We start from the raw sequence: 17,037 nt of genomic DNA on the forward strand, positions 1-17,037 counted from the left end.
CGACTTTCGTTCGACTGATCAAGTCGATAGCTTAGTATCACCCCTTACGCGGAAGTGCTTGCGGTCGACCTTCGGGCGGGTCAGCGCGCCGCATTCGCGATCTCGGTCACGATCGCCTCGGCGGCGACCCGGCGATCGGCGGCGGCGAGGATCGGACGGCCGACCACGAGCAGGTCGGCGCCGGCCCGGATCGCGTCGCCGGGGGTCATGACGCGCTTCTGGTCGCCGGCCGCGGACCCGGCCGGCCGCACGCCCGGCGTGACCAGCATCATGTCGGGGCCGACGATGGCGCGGATCGGCGCGACTTCCTCGGGCGAGCACACCAGGCCGTCGATCCCGGCGGCGCGCGCCTGGGCGGCGCGGATGGCGACCAGCCCGCGCACCGCGCCGGCATAGCCCGCCTCGGTCAGGTCGGCATCGTCCATCGAGGTCAGCACCGTGACGGCGAGCAGCGACAGCGAGCCGCCGGACGCCGCCTTGGCGGCCACCGCCGCCCGCATCGCCTTCGGATAGGCATGCAGCGTCAGGAAGGCCGGCCCGAGCGCCGCCACCGCCTGGACGCCATGGGCGACGGTGTTGTCGATGTCGAGCAGCTTCAGGTCGAGGAACACCTTCTCGCCCGACCGGATCAGCCGCTCGGCCAGGGCGAGGCCGCCGGAGAAGACCAGCTGGTGGCCGATCTTGTAGACGCCGACCGCGCCGCGCGTCGCCGCCACGACCGCCTCGGCCTCCTCGACGGTCGGCACGTCGAGGGCGAGAATCAGGCGTTCGCGCGGATGGTTGGGCTGGAAAGGCATGGTCGGCTCCGTTCGGCTGTCGGGGGAGCATTACGGCGCACGGGGCGGCGCGGCAAGACGCCCGATCCTGCCCGGCCCCGGTCCGCCGCGCCGTGCCGGCCCGATCCCGCACCGTCCGCACTGCCCGTCCGGCAGGCATCGACTCCGGGCATTGTGCCGGATAAATTTCCACGCGGGGCGCTTGCCAGGGATTTTTCCGTTTGATCAAATCTGCCCGGCGGAACGGGAGGTCGGATGGTCGAGGCTGCACGCGCGAAAACGGTTCCGGCCCCGGCCGGCGACGGCGCGACCGGGATCGCCGCGGACCGCGCCAAGGCGGCCGCACCGGTGGTGACGGCGCGCGGCCTGTCGCTGACATTCCAGACCAATGACGGCCCGGTCTACGCACTGAAGGATGTCGATCTCGACATCGCGGCCGGCGAGTTCGTCTCCCTGATCGGCCCGTCCGGCTGCGGCAAGACCACGCTCTTGCGGGTCATCGCCGATCTCGAACAGGCGACCGCCGGCACCATCCGGGTCAACGGGCTCGACCCGGACGCCGCAAGGCGCCAGCGGCAATATGGCTACGTGTTCCAGGCGCCGGGCCTGTTTCCGTGGCGCACGGTCGAGAAGAACGTGATGCTGCCGCTCGAAATCTTCGGCCTGCCGGCGGCGGAGCGGCGCGCCCGGGCGGCGAAGAATCTCGAACTCGTCAACCTGAAGGGCTTCGAGAAGAAATATCCCTGGCAGCTGTCCGGCGGCATGCAGCAGCGCGCCTCGATCGCCCGCGCGCTGTCCTTCGACCCGGCGCTCCTTCTGATGGACGAGCCTTTCGGCGCGCTTGACGAGATCGTCCGCGACAAGCTCAACGGCCAGCTCCTGGCGCTCTGGGCGGCGACCGGCAAGACCGTGGTGTTCGTCACCCATTCGATCCCCGAGGCGGTGTTCCTGTCGACCAAGATCGTGGTCATGAGCCCGCGTCCCGGCCGGATCATCGACGTGATCGACTGCGACTTCCCGCGCGACCGCACGCTCGACATCCGCGAGACGCCGGAATTCCTGGCCGTGGCGCATCGGGTGCGCGAGGGTTTGAGGGCCGGGCACTCCTATGACGACTGAGGCCGCCCTGCCGTCCGGTCCGGCGCGATCCGGCGCCCGCGGCGGCGGGCGGACGGTCTCCGCTGTCCTGTTCGGTGGCCGGACGGGGCCGGTCCTGGTCATCGTCGCCGCCATCCTGGCGCTCTGGTATGCGGCCTGCCTGCCGATGAATGCCGGCCTGCCGTCGATGCCGACGGAGGGCGATCTCGCCACGCGCTACCAGGCCGCCTGGGCGTTGGAGCGTCCGGTGCTGCCCTCGCCGCACCAGATCCTGATGGAGCTGCGCGTCTCCACCTGCGGCCGGCTGCCGTCCGACCAGCCCTTCTGGTCCGCCTTCTTCTCCTGCGAGATCCGCTGGACGCCGCGCAATCTCCTGTTCCACGCCTGGACGACGCTGTCCTCGACGCTGGTCGGCTTCCTGATGGGCGGCCTGCTCGGCATCGTGCTGGCGGTGCTGATCGTCCACATGAAGACGCTCGAGAAGAGCCTGATGCCGTGGATCATCGCCTCGCAGACGGTGCCGATCCTGGCGGTGGCGCCGATCGTGATCGTGGTGCTCGGCTCGCTCGGCATCACCGGGCTCCTGCCGAAATCGATCATCTCGGCCTATCTGTGCTTCTTCCCCGTGACGATCGGCATGGTCAAGGGCCTGACCTCGCCGCATCCGATCGATCTCGACCTGATGCGCACCTATGACGCCTCCGTCTGGGCGACCTTCTGGAAGCTGCGCTGGCCGGCCGCGCTGCCCTTCCTGTTCGCCAGCCTGAAGGTCGCCATCGCGATCAGCCTGGTCGGCGCGATCGTCGGCGAGTTGCCGACCGGTGCGCAGGCCGGGCTCGGTGCGCGCCTGCTGACCGGCTCCTATTACGGCCAGACCGTACAGATCTGGGCCGCCCTGATCGCCGCCGCCGCGCTCGCGGCCCTGGCGGTCGCCGCCGTCGGGCTCGCCGAGCGGATCACGGTCGCGGCGCTCGGAGGCCGGCGATGAGCGCGCCCGCACCATCCCCCGACCTGGCCCGCGCCCGCGGCCGGGCGGACGGCATCCCGGCGGCGCTGGTCGGGCTCGTGGCGGTCACCGCCGGCTGCCTGTGGGCGCTCGGCGCCGTGCACAGGCCTGACCTTGCCGGCCAGGCGCCGGCCTGGTTCTGGGGCACGATCGTCGCGCTCTGGCTCGCCGCCTGGTGGGTGACCGACCGCCTCGCCAAGGCCGTGCCGCCGACGCCGGGCGCGCGGCGCGTGCTCGACCTCATGGTCCCGCTCCTGTTCGGCGCCTTCCTGATCTTCCTGTGGGAGATCGTCACGGTCGGCGCCGGCGTGCCGATGGTGCTGATGCCGCCGCCTTCCGCGATCGGTGCCCGGCTGGCCCAGTCGCTGCCGACGCTGGCCGAGGATTTCGGGCAGACCGTGCTGCGCGCCGTGATCCCCGGCTGGGCGCTCGGTTCGGGGCTCGGCATCGCCATCGCGCTTCTGTGCGACCGCGTGCCGTTCCTGCGCCGCGGCCTGATGCCGATCGGCAATTTCGTCTCGGCCCTGCCGATGATCGGCATCGCCCCGATCATGGTCATGTGGTTCGGCTTCGACTGGCAGTCCAAGGTCGCCGTCGTCGTGGTGATGACCTTCTTCCCGGCACTGGTCAACACGGTGGCGGGCCTGTCGGCCTCCGGCGCCCTGGAGCGCGACCTGATGCGCTCCTATGCGGCCGACTGGGCGACGACGCTCCTGAAGCTGCGCCTGCCCTCCGCCATGCCGTTCGTCTTCAATGCCTTGAAGATCAACTCGACGCTGGCGCTGATCGGGGCCATCGTGGCCGAGTTCTTCGGCACGCCGATCCTCGGCATGGGCTTCCGCATCTCGACCGAGGTCGGGCGCATGAGCCTCGACATGGTCTGGGCCGAGATCGCCGTCGCGGCGGTGACCGGTTCGGTCTTCTACGGCCTTCTGGCGCTCGCCGAGCGCCGTGTAACCTTTTGGCATCCGTCCTACCGCCGTCGCTGACCGCGGTCCGGACCTTTGGGAGAGGAGTGCGTCGCATGAACAGGACGTTGCTTGCGGTCGGAATCGCCGCCTTCGGGCTCACCGCCGCCACCGCGGCCGGCGCGCAGGAGAAGGTCACGCTGCAGCTGAAATGGGTCACCCAGGCCCAGTTCGCCGGCTACTACGTCGCCAAGGACAAGGGCTTCTACAAGGAGGCCGGCCTCGACGTGACCGTCAAGCCGGGCGGCCCGGACATCGCCCCGCCGCAGGTTCTGGCCGGCGGCGGCGCCGACGTGATCGTGGAATGGATGCCGGCGGCGCTCGCCGCGCGCGAGAAGGGCGTGCCGCTGGTCAACATCGCCCAGCCGTTCAAGCGCTCCGGCATGATGCTGACCTGCCGCAAGGATTCCGGCATCAAGTCGTCCGACGACTTCAAGGGCAAGACGCTCGGCGTCTGGTTCTTCGGCAACGAATATCCGTTCATGGCCTGGATGTCCCGCCTCGGCATCAAGACCGACGGCTCGGCCGGCGGCGTCAAGGTGATCAAGCAGGGCTTCAACGTCGATCCGATCCTGCAGAAGCAGGCGGAATGCATCTCGACCATGACCTACAACGAATACTGGCAGGTGATCGACGCCGGCATCAAGGCGGACGATCTCGTCACCTTCAAATATGCCGACCAGGGCGTCGCCACCATGGAGGACGGCCTCTACGCGTCGGAAGAGAAGCTGAAGGATCCGAAGTTCGTCGAGCGCATGGGCAAGTTCGTCAAGGCCTCGATGAAGGGCTGGGACTGGGCGCGCGCCAACCCGACCGAAGCCGCCAAGATCGTGCTCGACAACGACACGACCGGTGCCCAGACCGAGAAGCACCAGGTCCGCATGATGGGCGAGATCAACAAGCTGACCGACGGCTCGACCGGAAAGCTGGCCGAGGCCGACTACGCCCAGACCGTCAAGACCCTGCTGACCGCCGGCGGCGAGGCCCCGGTCATCACCAAGGAGCCGAAGGGCGCCTGGACCGCCGCCGTCACCGACGCGGCGGGGATCAAGTAGTCCCGGCAAGGGCGTCGGAGCCTACCGATCTACCTGTCTGTCATGGCCGGGCTCGTCCCGGCCATCCAGCGGGGCGGCAACCATGCGGCGACGCGAAGCGGGACCCAATGCTCGGATGCAAGGGCGACAGCACGAGTACTGGGTCTACATCCTGGCCAGTCGCCGCAATGGAACGCTCTACACGGGCGTGACGAACGACATTGTTCGTCGCGTCTGGGAACACCGCGAAGGACTGGTTCCAGGCTTCACCTCTCGGTATGGGGTCAAAACCCTCGTCTGGTGCGAGGAGTATCGATACGTCAACGACGCCATAGCGAGAGAGAAGGCCATCAAGTCCTGGCCGCGGCAATGGAAAATCAACCTCATCGAAAAGGACAATCCCAACTGGGACGATCTCTTCGATGACATCCTCTGACGGAACCTCGGCGGCCGCTGGATGCCCGGGACAAGCCCGGGCATGACAGAGCGGTGGAGGGCACCGTGTTCTTGAGCCAGTTGGCCGCGGATCGAAGATCCTTCGGACAGCACAGGCTCAGGCGGTCGGACTAGGCGCCCGAGCTTCGCGGCGGGGCGCCCAGGTACGATCGGGATCTATACCGTCAACGATCGGAGCATTGTCATGACCCTTCTCATTCGCGGCGGGACCGTCGTGAACCACGATCACACCCGGCGTGCCGACGTTCTGATCGAAGGCGGCACGATCGTGGCCGTCGGGGCGAAACTCGATGCGCCGGCGGGTGCGGAGGTGATCGACGCCGGCGGCGCCTATGTGCTGCCGGGCGGCATCGATCCGCATACCCATCTGGACATGCCCTTCATGGGCACCTATTCGGCCGACGACTTCGAATCCGGCACCACCGCGGCGGTGGCCGGCGGCACCACCATGGTGGTCGACTTCTGCCTGCCCGGGCCGGGCCAGTCGCTGCTCGCCGCCTACCAGGAATGGCGCCACAAGGGCGAGAAGGCGGTCGCCGACTACAGCCTGCACATGGCCATCACCTGGTGGGACAAGCAGGTCTTCGACGAGATGGAAACCGTCGTGAAGACCTACGGCATCAACACCTTCAAGCACTTCCTCGCCTACAAGGGCGCCTTGATGGTGAATGACGACGAGCTGTTCCACTCCTTCTCGCGCTGCGCCGGGCTCGGCGCCCTGCCGCTGGTCCATGCCGAGAACGGCGACATCGTCTTCCGCCTGCAGCAGCACTATTTCGATCTCGGCGTGACCGGGCCGGAGGGGCATTCCTATTCGCGCCCGCCGGAAGTCGAGGGCGAGGCGACCAACCGCGCCATCATGATCGCCGACATGGCGGGCAGCCCGCTCTATGTCGTGCACACCTCCTGCCGCGAGAGCCACGAGGCGATCGCGCGCGCGCGCGCCGCCGGCAAGCGCGTCTTCGGCGAACCGCTGATCCAGCACCTTGTCCTCGACGACCGCGAATACCAGTCGAAGGACTGGGACTATGCCGCCCGCCGGGTGATGAGCCCGCCCTTCCGCGACCGCTCGCACCAGGCGAGCCTGTGGGCCGGCCTGCAGTCCGGCTCGCTGCAGGTGGTGGCGACCGACCATTGCGCCTTCACGACCGACCAGAAGCGCTTCGGCCTCGGCGACTTCCGCAAGATCCCGAACGGGACCGGCGGCCTGGAGGATCGCCTGCCGGTGCTCTGGGATGCCGGCGTCAACACCGGCCGGCTGACCCCGGAGGAATTCGTCGCCGTCACCTCGACCAACATCGCCCGCATCCTCAACATCTATCCGCGCAAGGGCGCGGTGGCGGTCGGCTCGGATGCCGATCTCGTCGTCTGGGACCCGGAGGCGACCAAGACCGTCTCGGCCAAGACCCAGAAGAGCCGCATCGACTACAACGTCTTCGAGGGCTACCGCTGCCGCGGCCTGCCGGCGGTCACCATTTCGCGCGGCCGCGTCGTCTATCGCGACGGCGCCGTGTCGGCCAAGCCCGGCGACGGCCAGTATGTCGAGCGCCCCGCCTTCCCGGCGGTGCATGTCGCCAACGCGACCTGGAAGGACCTGACCCGCCCGCGCGGCGTGGAACGGCTCGAGGTCACGCCGTGAACCACAGGCGAGGAGGCGGGCATCTTCCGGCCCGCCTCTGGTCATGTTAATGTAGTTCAATTCACTACATTAGGTGTCTGATGAAGACGATTTCGGCGGCCGACGCCAATCGGCACTTCTCCAAGCTGATGCGCGACGTTGCCGAGGGCGACGCCGTCATCGTCACATCCCATGGGCGGCCGGTCGCCAAGATCGTCCCGCTCACCGAGGAGGACCGGGAGCGGGACGAGCAGGTGGCGGCAGGTCGCCGGCTGCTCGAACGCCTGGAAGCCCAGCCCGTGTTGGGACCGCTGACTTGGACGCGGGACGAACTCTACGACGACGAGCCGTACCCCGAGTCCTTCTGAGGCCGGAGTCCTTCCGATGAAGGTCGGGTTCGATACGAATATTCTCATCTATGCAGAAGGTTATGGTGATAGCCGGCGCATCGCGCTCGCCAAGCAGACGATCGCCGGCCTGCTCGGCCGGATCGTCCTGCCGGGCCAGGTGCTCGGCGAATTCTACAACGTCCTGGCACGCAAGAGCGGCCTTGACCGGTTCGAGATCATGCGCCGGATCGAGGTCTGGCGGCCGATCGGGACCGTCGTCGGCACCACGCCATCGAGCATGCTGCGCGCCCTGCAATTGGCGACGGACCATCGGCTGCAGATTTGGGATGCGGTCGTCATGGTCGCCGCGGTCGAAGCCGGCTGCCTGATGCTGCTCTCGGAGGACATGCAGGACGGCTTCCTTTGGAACGGGCTGACCATCGTCAATCCCTTCGCGACGCCGGCCCATCCCTTGCTTTCCGCGGCTCTCGCGGCCCGAACTTGAAATTTCTCTCGACGAGACGCCAGGAGCCCTCGATGCAAAACCTCAAGATCAACCCGCAGCGGCTGTGGGACAGCCTGATGGAAACCGCCCAGATCGGCGGCACGCCGAAGGGCGGCATCAAGCGGCTGACGCTGACCGACGAGGACCGGCGCGTGCGCGACTGGTTCAAGGCTGAGTGCGAGGCGCTCGGCTGCACGGTCACGGTCGACGAGGTCGGCAACATGTTCGCGGTCCGGCCGGGCCGGCGGGGCGATCTCGCCCCGATCGCCATGGGGTCGCATCTCGACACCCAGCCGACCGGCGGCAAGTTCGACGGCGTGCTCGGCGTGCTCGGCGCGCTCGAGGCCATGCGCACGATGCACGACATGGGCTACGAGACCAACGCCCCGGTCGAGATCGTCAACTGGGCCAACGAGGAGGGCTCGCGCTTCGCCCCGGCGATGCTCGCCTCCGGCGTCTATGCCGGCGTGTTCACGCCCGAATTCGCCTATTCCCGCGAGGACCGGCAGGGCCTGAAATACGGCGACGAACTGGAGCGGATCGGCTATCGCGGCACCGAGAAGGCCGGCGCGCACAAGTTCGGCGCGATGTTCGAACTGCATATCGAGCAGGGGCCGATCCTGGAGAACGAGGGCCGGATGATCGGCGTCGTGCAGGGCGTGCAGGGCATGCGCTGGTACGAGGTGACGGTCGCCGGCCAGGACGCCCATACCGGCGCCACGCCGATGTATCTGCGCCGCAACGCCCTGCTCGGCGCCGCGCGCGTCATCGACCGCATCGACGCCATCGCGCACGAGCATGCCCCGAACGCGGTCGGCACCGTCGGGCTGATCGAGAACCGCCCGAACAGCCGCAACGTCATTCCCGGCGAGGTCTTCTTCTGCGTCGACCTGCGCCACCCGGACGACGCCGTGCTCGACGTGATGGAGGCCAAGCTGCGCCGGGCGCTCGACGAGATCCTGACGCCGCTTAAGCTGACCTTCGAGGAGAAGCGCATCTGGCACTCGCCGGCCGTCCGCTTCGCCCCCGACCTGATCGACTGCGTCCGCATCGGCACCGAGCGGGCCGGTTTCGAGAGCCGCGACATGGTCTCCGGCGCCGGGCACGATGCCGCCTATGTGGCCCGCGTCGCGCCGACCACCATGATCTTCGTGCCCTGCGCCGGCGGCATCAGCCACAACGAGGCCGAATCGACCAGCTTCGAGGAATGCGCCGCCGGCGCGCAAGTTCTCCTGGAAGCCGTGCTCGAATACGATCGCCGTCTCGGGTGAGCGGGAGCGGGAACGGGAACGGGAACGGGAGCGGACCATGAACGTCGACGGCCAGCACTACCGGACCCTGTGGACCGAGGCCCATGCCGGCGACGTGACGGCGATCGACCAGACCCGCCTGCCGCACCAGTTCCAGACCGTCACGCTCGGCAGTCTGGAGGATGCCGCGCGCGCCATCGAGACCATGGTGGTGCGCGGCGCCCCGCTGATCGGCGCCACCGCCGCCTACGGCATGGCACTCGCGATGCGCGACCATGCCGACGACGCGGCCCTGCGCGCCGCCTACGATCGCCTGATCCGGACGCGCCCGACCGCCGTCAACCTGCGCTGGGCGCTCGACGAGGTCCGCGGCATCCTCGCCGACCTGCCGCCTTCGGCCCGCTGCGATGCGGCCTATGCGGCGGCAGCCGAGATCGCCGACGAGGACGTCGCCATCAATGCCGCGATCGGCCGCCACGGCCTCGCCGTCCTGGAGGATCTGCTCCGCGCCAAGCCGGGCGGCGGGCCGCTCAACATCCTGACCCACTGCAATGCGGGCTGGCTCGCGACCGTCGACTGGGGCACCGCCACCGCGCCGATCTACATGGCCCACGATGCCGGCCTGCCGGTCCATGTCTGGGTCGACGAGACCCGGCCGCGCAACCAGGGGGCCTTCCTGACCGCCTGGGAACTCGGCCATCACGGCGTGCCGCATACGGTCGTCCCGGACAATACCGGCGGCCATCTGATGCAGCACGGCCAGGTCGACGCGGTCATCGTCGGCACCGACCGGACCACGGCGACCGGCGATGTCGCCAACAAGATCGGCACCTACCTGAAGGCGCTGGCCGCCCGCGACAACGGCGTTCCGTTCTATGTCGCCCTGCCCTCCCCGACCATCGACTTCTCGGTCGGCGACGGCCTCGCCGAAATCCCGATCGAGCAGCGTCATAGTTTCGAGGTTACGCATATATCCGGCCGCGCCGAGGACGGGCGCATCGAAACGGTGAGGATCGTTCCGGACGGGACACCGGTTGCAAACTATGCATTCGATGTCACGCCGGCGCGCCTTGTTACCGGATTGATCACGGAACGGGGTCTGGTACCTGCCAATCGGGACAGTCTCGCGGCGCTGTTCCCGGATCGACTGGAGAAAAACTGAAGAATATTGCGCTCTCGCAGCCCGATTTTGGGCGGGATAGCCTTGCCGCCGGCCCTTTACCAAATCGTCAGGGCTTGGCATCTAGGATCGATCTTCAGGCGGCGGCAGGAGCGGGCAGAGGGTATGTTGGGAAGCGACACCAGGCGAAACCGACTGCTGAAGTCGGCCCTCGCGCTGTCCCTCGGCGGACTGCTGGTCGCTGCCATCGCGCTGGCGCTGACGATCAGCCAGTATCGCGACACCAATCGCGATCGAAACGATTTCGCGACGGTCGGCACGCTGTCCGAAGCCATGGTGGAAATGTTCAGGTTCCAGCAGGCTCTGACGAGCCTGCGCCTGGGCGAGGGCGCGACCCTGGAGGTCGACGTCCGCAACGCCTATCGCTCCGTCAAGCGCGCCTTCGACCGTCTGGCGCACGGCCCGGCGCGCGCCATCTTCGACGACGGCTTCGGTCCGATCGGGACGGTCGAGGAACTGGCCGACGCGATCGGCCGCCTCGCGCCGGTCCTGGAGCATCTCGACGATCCGGCCGCCATCGCGGCCGCCGGGCAGCGCTTCGACGCCCTCACCCCGAGCATCTTCAACATCGTCGGAACCACCAATCGCCGCGCCGCAACGCTGAATGCGCAATATGCCGACAACCTGAAGCTCCTGCAGCGCAGCTTCGTGGGCGTCGTCGTCTGCATCATGGTGCTGGCCGGATACATGATCGCCCTCTTGTGGCGGCAGAACACCCTCCTGGGCGGGGCCCATGTGGCGCTGAGCCGGCTCGCCGGCAATCTGGCCGAGACCACGACCCAGCTGGAGGAGGCCCATGCGGCGCTCGAGGGCGCCAATGCCGAGCTGACCGACCAGAACCGCCTTCTGCAGCACCGGGAATCCGATGCCCGCATCCAGAGCGCCCGCTTCGCGGCCGCGCTCGAGAACATGCGCGAAGGCCTGACCCTGTTCGACAGCGACGGCCGCCTCGTGGTCTGCAACCGGCGCTTCGCGGCCATGTACGGCTTCAAAGATCCCGATCCCGTCCCCGGGACGGACGTGAAGGTGATGATCGAACACTATGTCGCGAACGGCATCTGCGACGCCGAGGCCGGCCTGCATCTGAGCGAATTCACGTTGAACGGCGAGGCGGAGACCGTCTATCTCAAGCTCGCCGACGGCCGCTTCTTCGAGGTCCACCGGCAGCCCCTGCCGGAGGGCGGCTGGGTCTCGACCCACGAGGACATCACCGAGCGCCGCCGGACGCAGGCCCAGCTCGAGTTTCTGGCCCGCCATGACGGCCTGACCGGGTTGCCCAACCGGTCGAGCCTGACGAGCTTCATGGCCAACGGCCTGGAGACCATCCGGTCGACCGGCGGATGCCTCGGCGTCATCAGCTTCGACCTCGACCGCTTCAAGCAGGTCAACGACCTGCACGGCCATGCCGCCGGCGACGAACTGCTGCGCGAGGTCGCCCGGCGGGCCTTGCGGGTCTGCGGCCCGCGCGGGCTCGCGGCCCGCTTCGGCGGCGACGAATTCGCCATCGCGGTCTGCCCCGTCGAGGACGAATCCGCGCTGCGCGCCATGGCGACCCGGCTGATCGCCGAACTGAGCGAGCCCTATCGGGTCTCCGGAACGATGGTCGAGATCGGCACCAGCGTGGGCATCGCGATCGCGCCGGATCACGGCCTGGATCCGCAGACCCTGATCCGGCGGGCCGACACGGCGCTCTACGAAGCCAAGGCGGCCGGTCGCAGGCTCTACAGCGTGTTCGACTTCGGCATGGACCAGCGCCTTCTGGAGCGGCGCGCGCTGGAGGCCGACCTGAAGAAGGCGCTGGCCCAGGACAAGCTCGAACTGCGCTATCAGCCGATCGTGGACATCGAGACGCAGCGCATCGTCGCCGCCGAGGCGCTGCTGCGCTGGAACCATCCGGATTTCGGCTGGGTCTCGCCCGAGACCTTCGTGCCGATCGCCGAGGAAAGCGGCCTGATCGTGCCGCTCGGCGAGTGGGTCCTGCGCGCGGCCTGCCGCGAGGCGGCGACCTGGCCGACCGAGATCTCCCTGTCGGTCAACCTGTCCGCGGCCCAACTGAAGAGCCAGGGGCTGGTGCCGACCATCGTGAGGGCTCTCGCCTCGACCGGCCTGGCGGCCCGCCGGCTGGAATTGGAGATGACCGAGACGGTGCTGTTCGAGGAGAACGTGGCGCTCGACGTGATGAACACGCTGCGCACGCTCGGCGTGCGCTTCTCGCTCGACGACTTCGGGACCGGCTATTCCTCGCTGAGCTATCTGCGCCGGTTCCGCTTCGACCAGATCAAGATCGACAAATCGTTCCTGCGCGACGGCTCCGATCGCCCCGACGGCGAGGCGATCCTGCATGCGATCGGCGGCCTCGGCCGCACCCTCGGCATCGAGACCGTCGCCGAGGGGATCGAGACCCCGGCCGAGCTGGCCGTGGTGCGGGCGGCCGGCTGCGTCTACGGCCAGGGCTATCTGTTCGGCAAGCCGATGCCGCCGCAGGATCTGGCGGCCCGTCTGCTCGATCAGGGAACGAGCGAGTTGTCGACCGGGCCGGACGGCGAGATCGACGCCCACGGCGATCTCGTCATGCGGCCGGTCCGCGAAGCGATCGCCCGCGCCGGCTGATACCGAGAAGCATTGAGAATGACGCTTGGTACTCCGGATGCGGATTTTCCATGTCTCTGACGCGTATGGAAAATCCACATATCCTCAACGATCGGATGCATCAGCATCTCCAACAATCGGAATGAGAAGCCTGCCGGCCGGAGCCCGTGTCCGCCGTGCCGCCCGGCCCAAGGTCCGTCGACAGCAGACGGCCGCACCGGCGGCGTACCGCCAAGATCCGAGCATCATCTGGCCCGACGAGATCGGATGACGCTCCGTATTGCAGTGCCTGCGGAAAAATTTTCCTATCAGGATGCGCTGCTTTGATCGGATCTTGCGCCGGCCGGTTACTGAAAAACTCTGCGTAGTGCGATCGGCCACGGGCAATATCAAATCTGTCATCCCCGGGCCTGTCCCGGGGATCCAGACTTTTCAAGGGCCTCATCTTCGCACGCGATCCCCGGGACAAGCCCGGGGATGACAGAATGGCGGGTTCGGCGTGCCTTCCGGCAGCCGTCTAGTCCAGCGTTTCCAGGATGGCGCGGTGCAGGGGGCTGCCCGGCAGGCGCAGGTCGTCCAGGATCGTGAAATGGTTGCGGTCGGCGAGGTCGAGGAGTTTCGGCCCGAGACCGCTCCAGGCCAGGGCGAGCGCCTCGCTCTGGCGATGGAACTCGACCGACTCCAACCCGCCGACCGCCAGCGTCAGCCTGGCGCGGCTCTTCGGCGGCGTCCCGGACAGGCTGAGGGCCAGCGCTTCCGCTGCGTCGAGCCCGATGGCCGCATTCATGGTGGTGTGGATCAGCGGCGCCAGTTCGAACACGCCGGAGATCGGCACGGCGCCGCGGAACGGGTCGCGCGGCAGCCCCATCGCGGTCCAATCGGTGGCCAGCGCCAGCGCCGTCAGATAGCCGCCGGCCGAATGGCCCGTGACGACGATCCGGTCGCGCTCGGCCGAGCCCAGCTCTTCGCCGATCAGCACCGTGAGGCCGCGACGCGTCGAATCGACGATCTCGCGCAGCGTCGCCTGCGGACAGAGCGGATAGTTCAAGACCACGGTCGTGTAGCCGAGATCGACGAAGCCCTCGGCGACCCAGGAAAAATCGTCCTTGGAGAAGGCCCGCCAGTAACCGCCGTGGATGAAGACGACGGTGCCCTTCGGTTCGGCCGCCGGGAAGATGTCCATCAGGTCGCGCGGGTGCGGACCATAGGAGATGTTGGCCCGGTGCGGGCGCGCGGCGCGCGTGGCGGCCGCCCATTTCGGCCATTCGCCGTAGGTCTCGACGGCATTCGGAACGGCGACGCGCGGATTGAGTTCCCGTTCCCAGAATTCGGGATCGTCGGTCATGGCAGTCTCCTGGTCGGGGGTCTGAGGGGGGCGCCGGGCAGGCCGGAGGATCAGGGCGCGACCGGCACCGCCAGCGAGGCCTTGACGGTCTTCATGGCGAACATGGTCTGGGTGCGCTTGACCAGGGGCAGGCGCCGGATGCGGTTGAAGACGCTCTCGTAGAAGTCGTCGAGATCGCGCGCGATGACATGCAGGATGTAGTCGTCCGAGCCGGAGACGCCGTAGCAGAACAGCACTTCCGGCATCGCCCGGACGGCCTCCTCGAACGTGTTGGTGTCGGCCTCGTGGGTGCTCTCGGTGCCGACCAGCACATAGGCGGCGACGCCGTAGCCGAGTTTCTTGGCATCGACCACCGCGTGATAGCCGGTGATGTAGCCGTCCTCCTCGAGCCGCTTGACGCGGCGCCAGCAGGGCGAGGTGGACATCACGATCCGCTCGGCCAGTTCCGCCGTGGTCAGCCGGGCATCCTCCTGCAGCGATTGCAGGATGATCCGGTCGGCCTTGCTCAGGTCGCCCGCCGCTTCGGCGGCGGGCCGGTCGGTCCCGCCGGGACGCGGGCGGGCCTTCGCGATACGGTCGGACATCGGACCTCGCCGGGTGCAGCAGCCGCCGCGCCGCATTCGCCCCGGCATGCCGGCCATGGCGAAAGGAATTTGCGCGACGGCCGCCACCTTAAGGCACAAACCGTCGTCCGGAAATCCATTCCGATCAGAGTTCGGTCCTGAGCCGCCACAGCTCCGGGAACAGGACGACATCCAGCATCTTGCGCAGATAGCCGGTGCCGACGGTGCCGCCGGTGCCGCGCTTCAGGCCGATGATGCGTTCGACCGTGGTCAGGTGGCGGAAGCGCCAGAGCCGGAAGGCGTCCTCCAGGTCGACCAGTTCCTCGGCCAGTTCGTAGAGGTCGAAATGGCGCTCCGGATCGCGGTAGATCGCCGTCCAGGCCGCTGCCACGCTGTCGTCGTCGGGCTTCGGCTGGCGCCAGTCGCGATCGAGCAGCGCCGGGTCGATCGCGAAGCCGCGCCGGGCGAGCAGGCGGACGGCCTCATCATAAAGAGACGGCTCGGCAAAAGCCGCCTCGACCATGGCCAGACGGTCGGGGCGGTGCCGGTGCGGGGACAGCATGGCGGCGTTCTTGTTGCCGAGCCGGAACTCGATGGTGCGGTACTGGAACGACTGGAAGCCCGAGCTGGCCGCCAGATAGGGCCGGATGGCGCTGTATTCGGAGGGCGTCATGGTCGCCAGCACGTCCCAGGCGGAGACCAGTTGCGCCATGATGCGCGAGACGCGGGCCAGCATCTTGAAGGCCGGCGGCAGCTTGTCGTCGCGGACCATCGCCATCGCGCCGTCGAGCTCGTGCAGCATCAGCCGCATCCAGAGCTCGGACGTCTGGTGCTGGATGATGAACAGGAGCTCGTTGCGGTCCGGCGACAGCGGGTGCTGGGCGGCCAGGATGCGGTCGAGATCGAGATAGTCCGCGTAGGACATGTCCCGGGTGAAATCGAGCTTGGCATCGTGCCAGCGCCCGGCGGCGGTCTCGGTGGCTTCGGTCATGGCGGCTCGGCTCGGTCTCGGCGGGAGAGGATCGGCCTCGGCAGAGGCGATCGGCGGATCAGGTGACGGCACCGGTCGCGACGGGTGCGTCGCGCCAGTCGCCGGCGGCCAGGATGGCTTCGAGCGCCTCGGCCGCGTCGTAGATGTCGGCGAAGCGCAGATAGGGCGGCGCGAAGCCGAAGCGCAGGATGTCGGGGGCGCGGAAGTCGCCGATGATGCCGCGCTCGATCAGCCGCGCCATGACCGGGAAGCCGCCGTCGAGGGCGATCGAAACATGGCTGCCGCGGCGGGCGGCGTCGCGCGGGCTCGCCACGGCGGTGCCGAAGCGGGTGAGCCGCTCGTCGTGGAAGCGGATCAGGAGATCGCCGAGCGCCCGGCCCTTGGCCTCGAGCGCCCCCATGTCGACGCCCGCGAAGGCGTCGAGCGCGGCTTCCAGCGCGATCAGCGAAAGCACCTGCGGGGTCGAGCAGAGCGCGGCCCGGATACCCTCGGCGCGGGCGAAGCCCGGATCGAAGCGGAACGGCGCGGCATGGGCGAACCAGCCGGTCAGCGGCTGGTCGAAGGCCGCCTGGTGGCGTTCGGCGACGAAGATGTGGCTCGGCGCGCCGGGCCCGCCGTTGAGATATTTGTAGCCGCAGCCGACCGCGAAGTCGGCGCCGGTGCCGTCGAGATCGAGCCGGACCGCCCCGGACGAATGGGCGAGGTCCCAGACCGCCAGCGCGCCGGCCCGGTGGATCGCCTCGGTGACCGCGCCCATGTCCTGCATCAGCGCGCTGCGATAGTTGACGTGGCTGAGGGTCGCGACCGCCACCGTGCCGTCGACCGCCGCCGCGATCTCGCCGGCCGGCACCGCCACGACCTCCAGGCCGAACTGGCGCGCGACCGAGTCCACGATGTGATTGTCGGACGGGAAGTTGCCGGCCTCGCACAGAATGCGGGTGCGCCCCGGCCGCATCCGCACCGCGGCGACGAGCAGCTTGTAGAGATTGACCGAGATGGTGTCGGTGATGGTCACCTCGTGCGGCCGGGCGCCGAGGAGCGGGGCGAGCTTCGCGCCGACCCGGCCGGGCGCGCCGTACCAGTCGGCCGTGTTCCAGGAGCGGATCAGGTCGCGGCCCCATTCCGCGCGCACGACCTGCTCGACCCGCTCCGCCACCCCCTTCGGCAGCGCGCCGAGCGAGTTGCCGTCGAGATAGATCACGCCCTCCGGCAGATCGAAGCGATCGCGCAGACCGGCCAGGGGATCGGCGGCATCGAGGGCGAGGCAATCCTGTCGGGTGAGGGCGGGCACGAGGGGGGTCTCCTGAAGGGCGAGGCAAGACTGACCCG

At 68.4% G+C, this 17,037-nt stretch carries 16 protein-coding genes; 11 read left to right on the forward strand and 5 right to left on the reverse strand.

Features of this window, described 5'->3' with window-relative positions; all coding sequences use genetic code 11:
• Positions 1-80 precede the first annotated feature (80 nt).
• Positions 81-797: an orotidine-5'-phosphate decarboxylase gene (pyrF, locus tag ABB55_RS12000; protein WP_054359011.1), complete on the reverse strand. Its 717-nt coding sequence runs from the start codon at positions 795-797 to the stop codon at positions 81-83.
• Between the two features lie 234 nt (positions 798-1,031).
• Here pyrF and ABB55_RS12005 point away from each other — a divergent pair, with 234 nt between their 5' ends.
• The 11 genes from ABB55_RS12005 to ABB55_RS12055 all read left to right on the forward strand — a co-directional run bounded on the left by ABB55_RS12005 (position 1,032) and on the right by ABB55_RS12055 (position 12,830).
• Positions 1,032-1,895 (forward strand): ABC transporter ATP-binding protein, encoded by an 864-nt coding sequence (locus ABB55_RS12005; protein ID WP_083463562.1) that lies wholly within the window; start codon positions 1,032-1,034, stop codon positions 1,893-1,895.
• Positions 1,885-2,862, forward strand: coding sequence for an ABC transporter permease (locus tag ABB55_RS12010; protein ID WP_054359012.1), 978 nt, complete (start codon positions 1,885-1,887; stop codon positions 2,860-2,862). Before ABB55_RS12005 ends, ABB55_RS12010 begins: the two co-directional genes overlap by 11 nt.
• Positions 2,859-3,869, forward strand: a complete 1,011-nt coding sequence (locus ABB55_RS12015) for an ABC transporter permease (RefSeq protein WP_083463563.1) — start codon at positions 2,859-2,861, stop codon at positions 3,867-3,869. The genes ABB55_RS12010 and ABB55_RS12015 overlap by 4 nt, the downstream gene beginning before the upstream one ends.
• Positions 3,870-3,904: 35 nt before the next feature.
• Positions 3,905-4,903, forward strand: coding sequence for an ABC transporter substrate-binding protein (locus tag ABB55_RS12020; RefSeq protein WP_054359013.1), 999 nt, complete (start codon positions 3,905-3,907; stop codon positions 4,901-4,903).
• A gap of 82 nt (positions 4,904-4,985) precedes the next feature.
• The gene (locus ABB55_RS12025; protein WP_420848228.1) at positions 4,986-5,318 is read left to right on the forward strand and encodes a GIY-YIG nuclease family protein; all 333 of its coding nucleotides are present in this window, start codon (positions 4,986-4,988) and stop codon (positions 5,316-5,318) included.
• 204 nt (positions 5,319-5,522) lie between these two features.
• Complete coding sequence (gene hydA, locus ABB55_RS12030; RefSeq protein ID WP_054359015.1) at positions 5,523-6,977, forward strand: dihydropyrimidinase; 1,455 nt, start codon at positions 5,523-5,525, stop codon at positions 6,975-6,977.
• Positions 6,978-7,054: 77 nt separating this feature from the next.
• Positions 7,055-7,324, forward strand: coding sequence for a type II toxin-antitoxin system prevent-host-death family antitoxin (locus tag ABB55_RS12035; RefSeq protein ID WP_083463564.1), 270 nt, complete (start codon positions 7,055-7,057; stop codon positions 7,322-7,324).
• Between the two features lie 16 nt (positions 7,325-7,340).
• Positions 7,341-7,790 carry a PIN domain-containing protein gene (locus tag ABB55_RS12040; protein WP_054359017.1) on the forward strand — a complete coding sequence of 150 codons (450 nt, stop codon included), beginning with the start codon at positions 7,341-7,343 and terminating at the stop codon, positions 7,788-7,790.
• Between the two features lie 32 nt (positions 7,791-7,822).
• Positions 7,823-9,061 carry a M20 family metallo-hydrolase gene (locus tag ABB55_RS12045; RefSeq protein ID WP_054359018.1) on the forward strand — a complete coding sequence of 413 codons (1,239 nt, stop codon included), beginning with the start codon at positions 7,823-7,825 and terminating at the stop codon, positions 9,059-9,061.
• Between the two features lie 37 nt (positions 9,062-9,098).
• Positions 9,099-10,202 carry an S-methyl-5-thioribose-1-phosphate isomerase gene (gene mtnA, locus ABB55_RS12050; RefSeq protein ID WP_054359019.1) on the forward strand — a complete coding sequence of 368 codons (1,104 nt, stop codon included), beginning with the start codon at positions 9,099-9,101 and terminating at the stop codon, positions 10,200-10,202.
• Between the two features lie 123 nt (positions 10,203-10,325).
• Positions 10,326-12,830: a putative bifunctional diguanylate cyclase/phosphodiesterase gene (locus tag ABB55_RS12055; protein WP_054359020.1), complete on the forward strand. Its 2,505-nt coding sequence runs from the start codon at positions 10,326-10,328 to the stop codon at positions 12,828-12,830.
• Positions 12,831-13,326: 496 nt separating this feature from the next.
• Here ABB55_RS12055 and ABB55_RS12060 read toward each other — a convergent pair whose 3' ends face one another.
• The 4 genes from ABB55_RS12060 to kynU form a co-directional block, all read right to left on the reverse strand.
• Positions 13,327-14,154 carry an alpha/beta hydrolase gene (locus tag ABB55_RS12060; RefSeq protein ID WP_054359021.1) on the reverse strand — a complete coding sequence of 276 codons (828 nt, stop codon included), beginning with the start codon at positions 14,152-14,154 and terminating at the stop codon, positions 13,327-13,329.
• A 50-nt stretch (positions 14,155-14,204) separates the two neighbouring features.
• The gene (locus ABB55_RS12065; RefSeq protein ID WP_083463565.1) at positions 14,205-14,738 is read right to left on the reverse strand and encodes an Lrp/AsnC family transcriptional regulator; all 534 of its coding nucleotides are present in this window, start codon (positions 14,736-14,738) and stop codon (positions 14,205-14,207) included.
• Positions 14,739-14,862: 124 nt separating this feature from the next.
• Positions 14,863-15,708 carry a tryptophan 2,3-dioxygenase gene (kynA, locus tag ABB55_RS12070; RefSeq protein WP_054359022.1) on the reverse strand — a complete coding sequence of 282 codons (846 nt, stop codon included), beginning with the start codon at positions 15,706-15,708 and terminating at the stop codon, positions 14,863-14,865.
• Between the two features lie 58 nt (positions 15,709-15,766).
• The gene (gene kynU, locus ABB55_RS12075) at positions 15,767-16,999 is read right to left on the reverse strand and encodes a kynureninase (protein WP_054359023.1); all 1,233 of its coding nucleotides are present in this window, start codon (positions 16,997-16,999) and stop codon (positions 15,767-15,769) included.
• Positions 17,000-17,037: the final 38 nt, after the last annotated feature.

The sequence above is a fragment of the Prosthecodimorpha hirschii genome, from assembly GCF_001305515.1.
GTDB classification, from domain to species: Bacteria; Pseudomonadota; Alphaproteobacteria; order Rhizobiales; family Ancalomicrobiaceae; genus Prosthecodimorpha; species Prosthecodimorpha hirschii.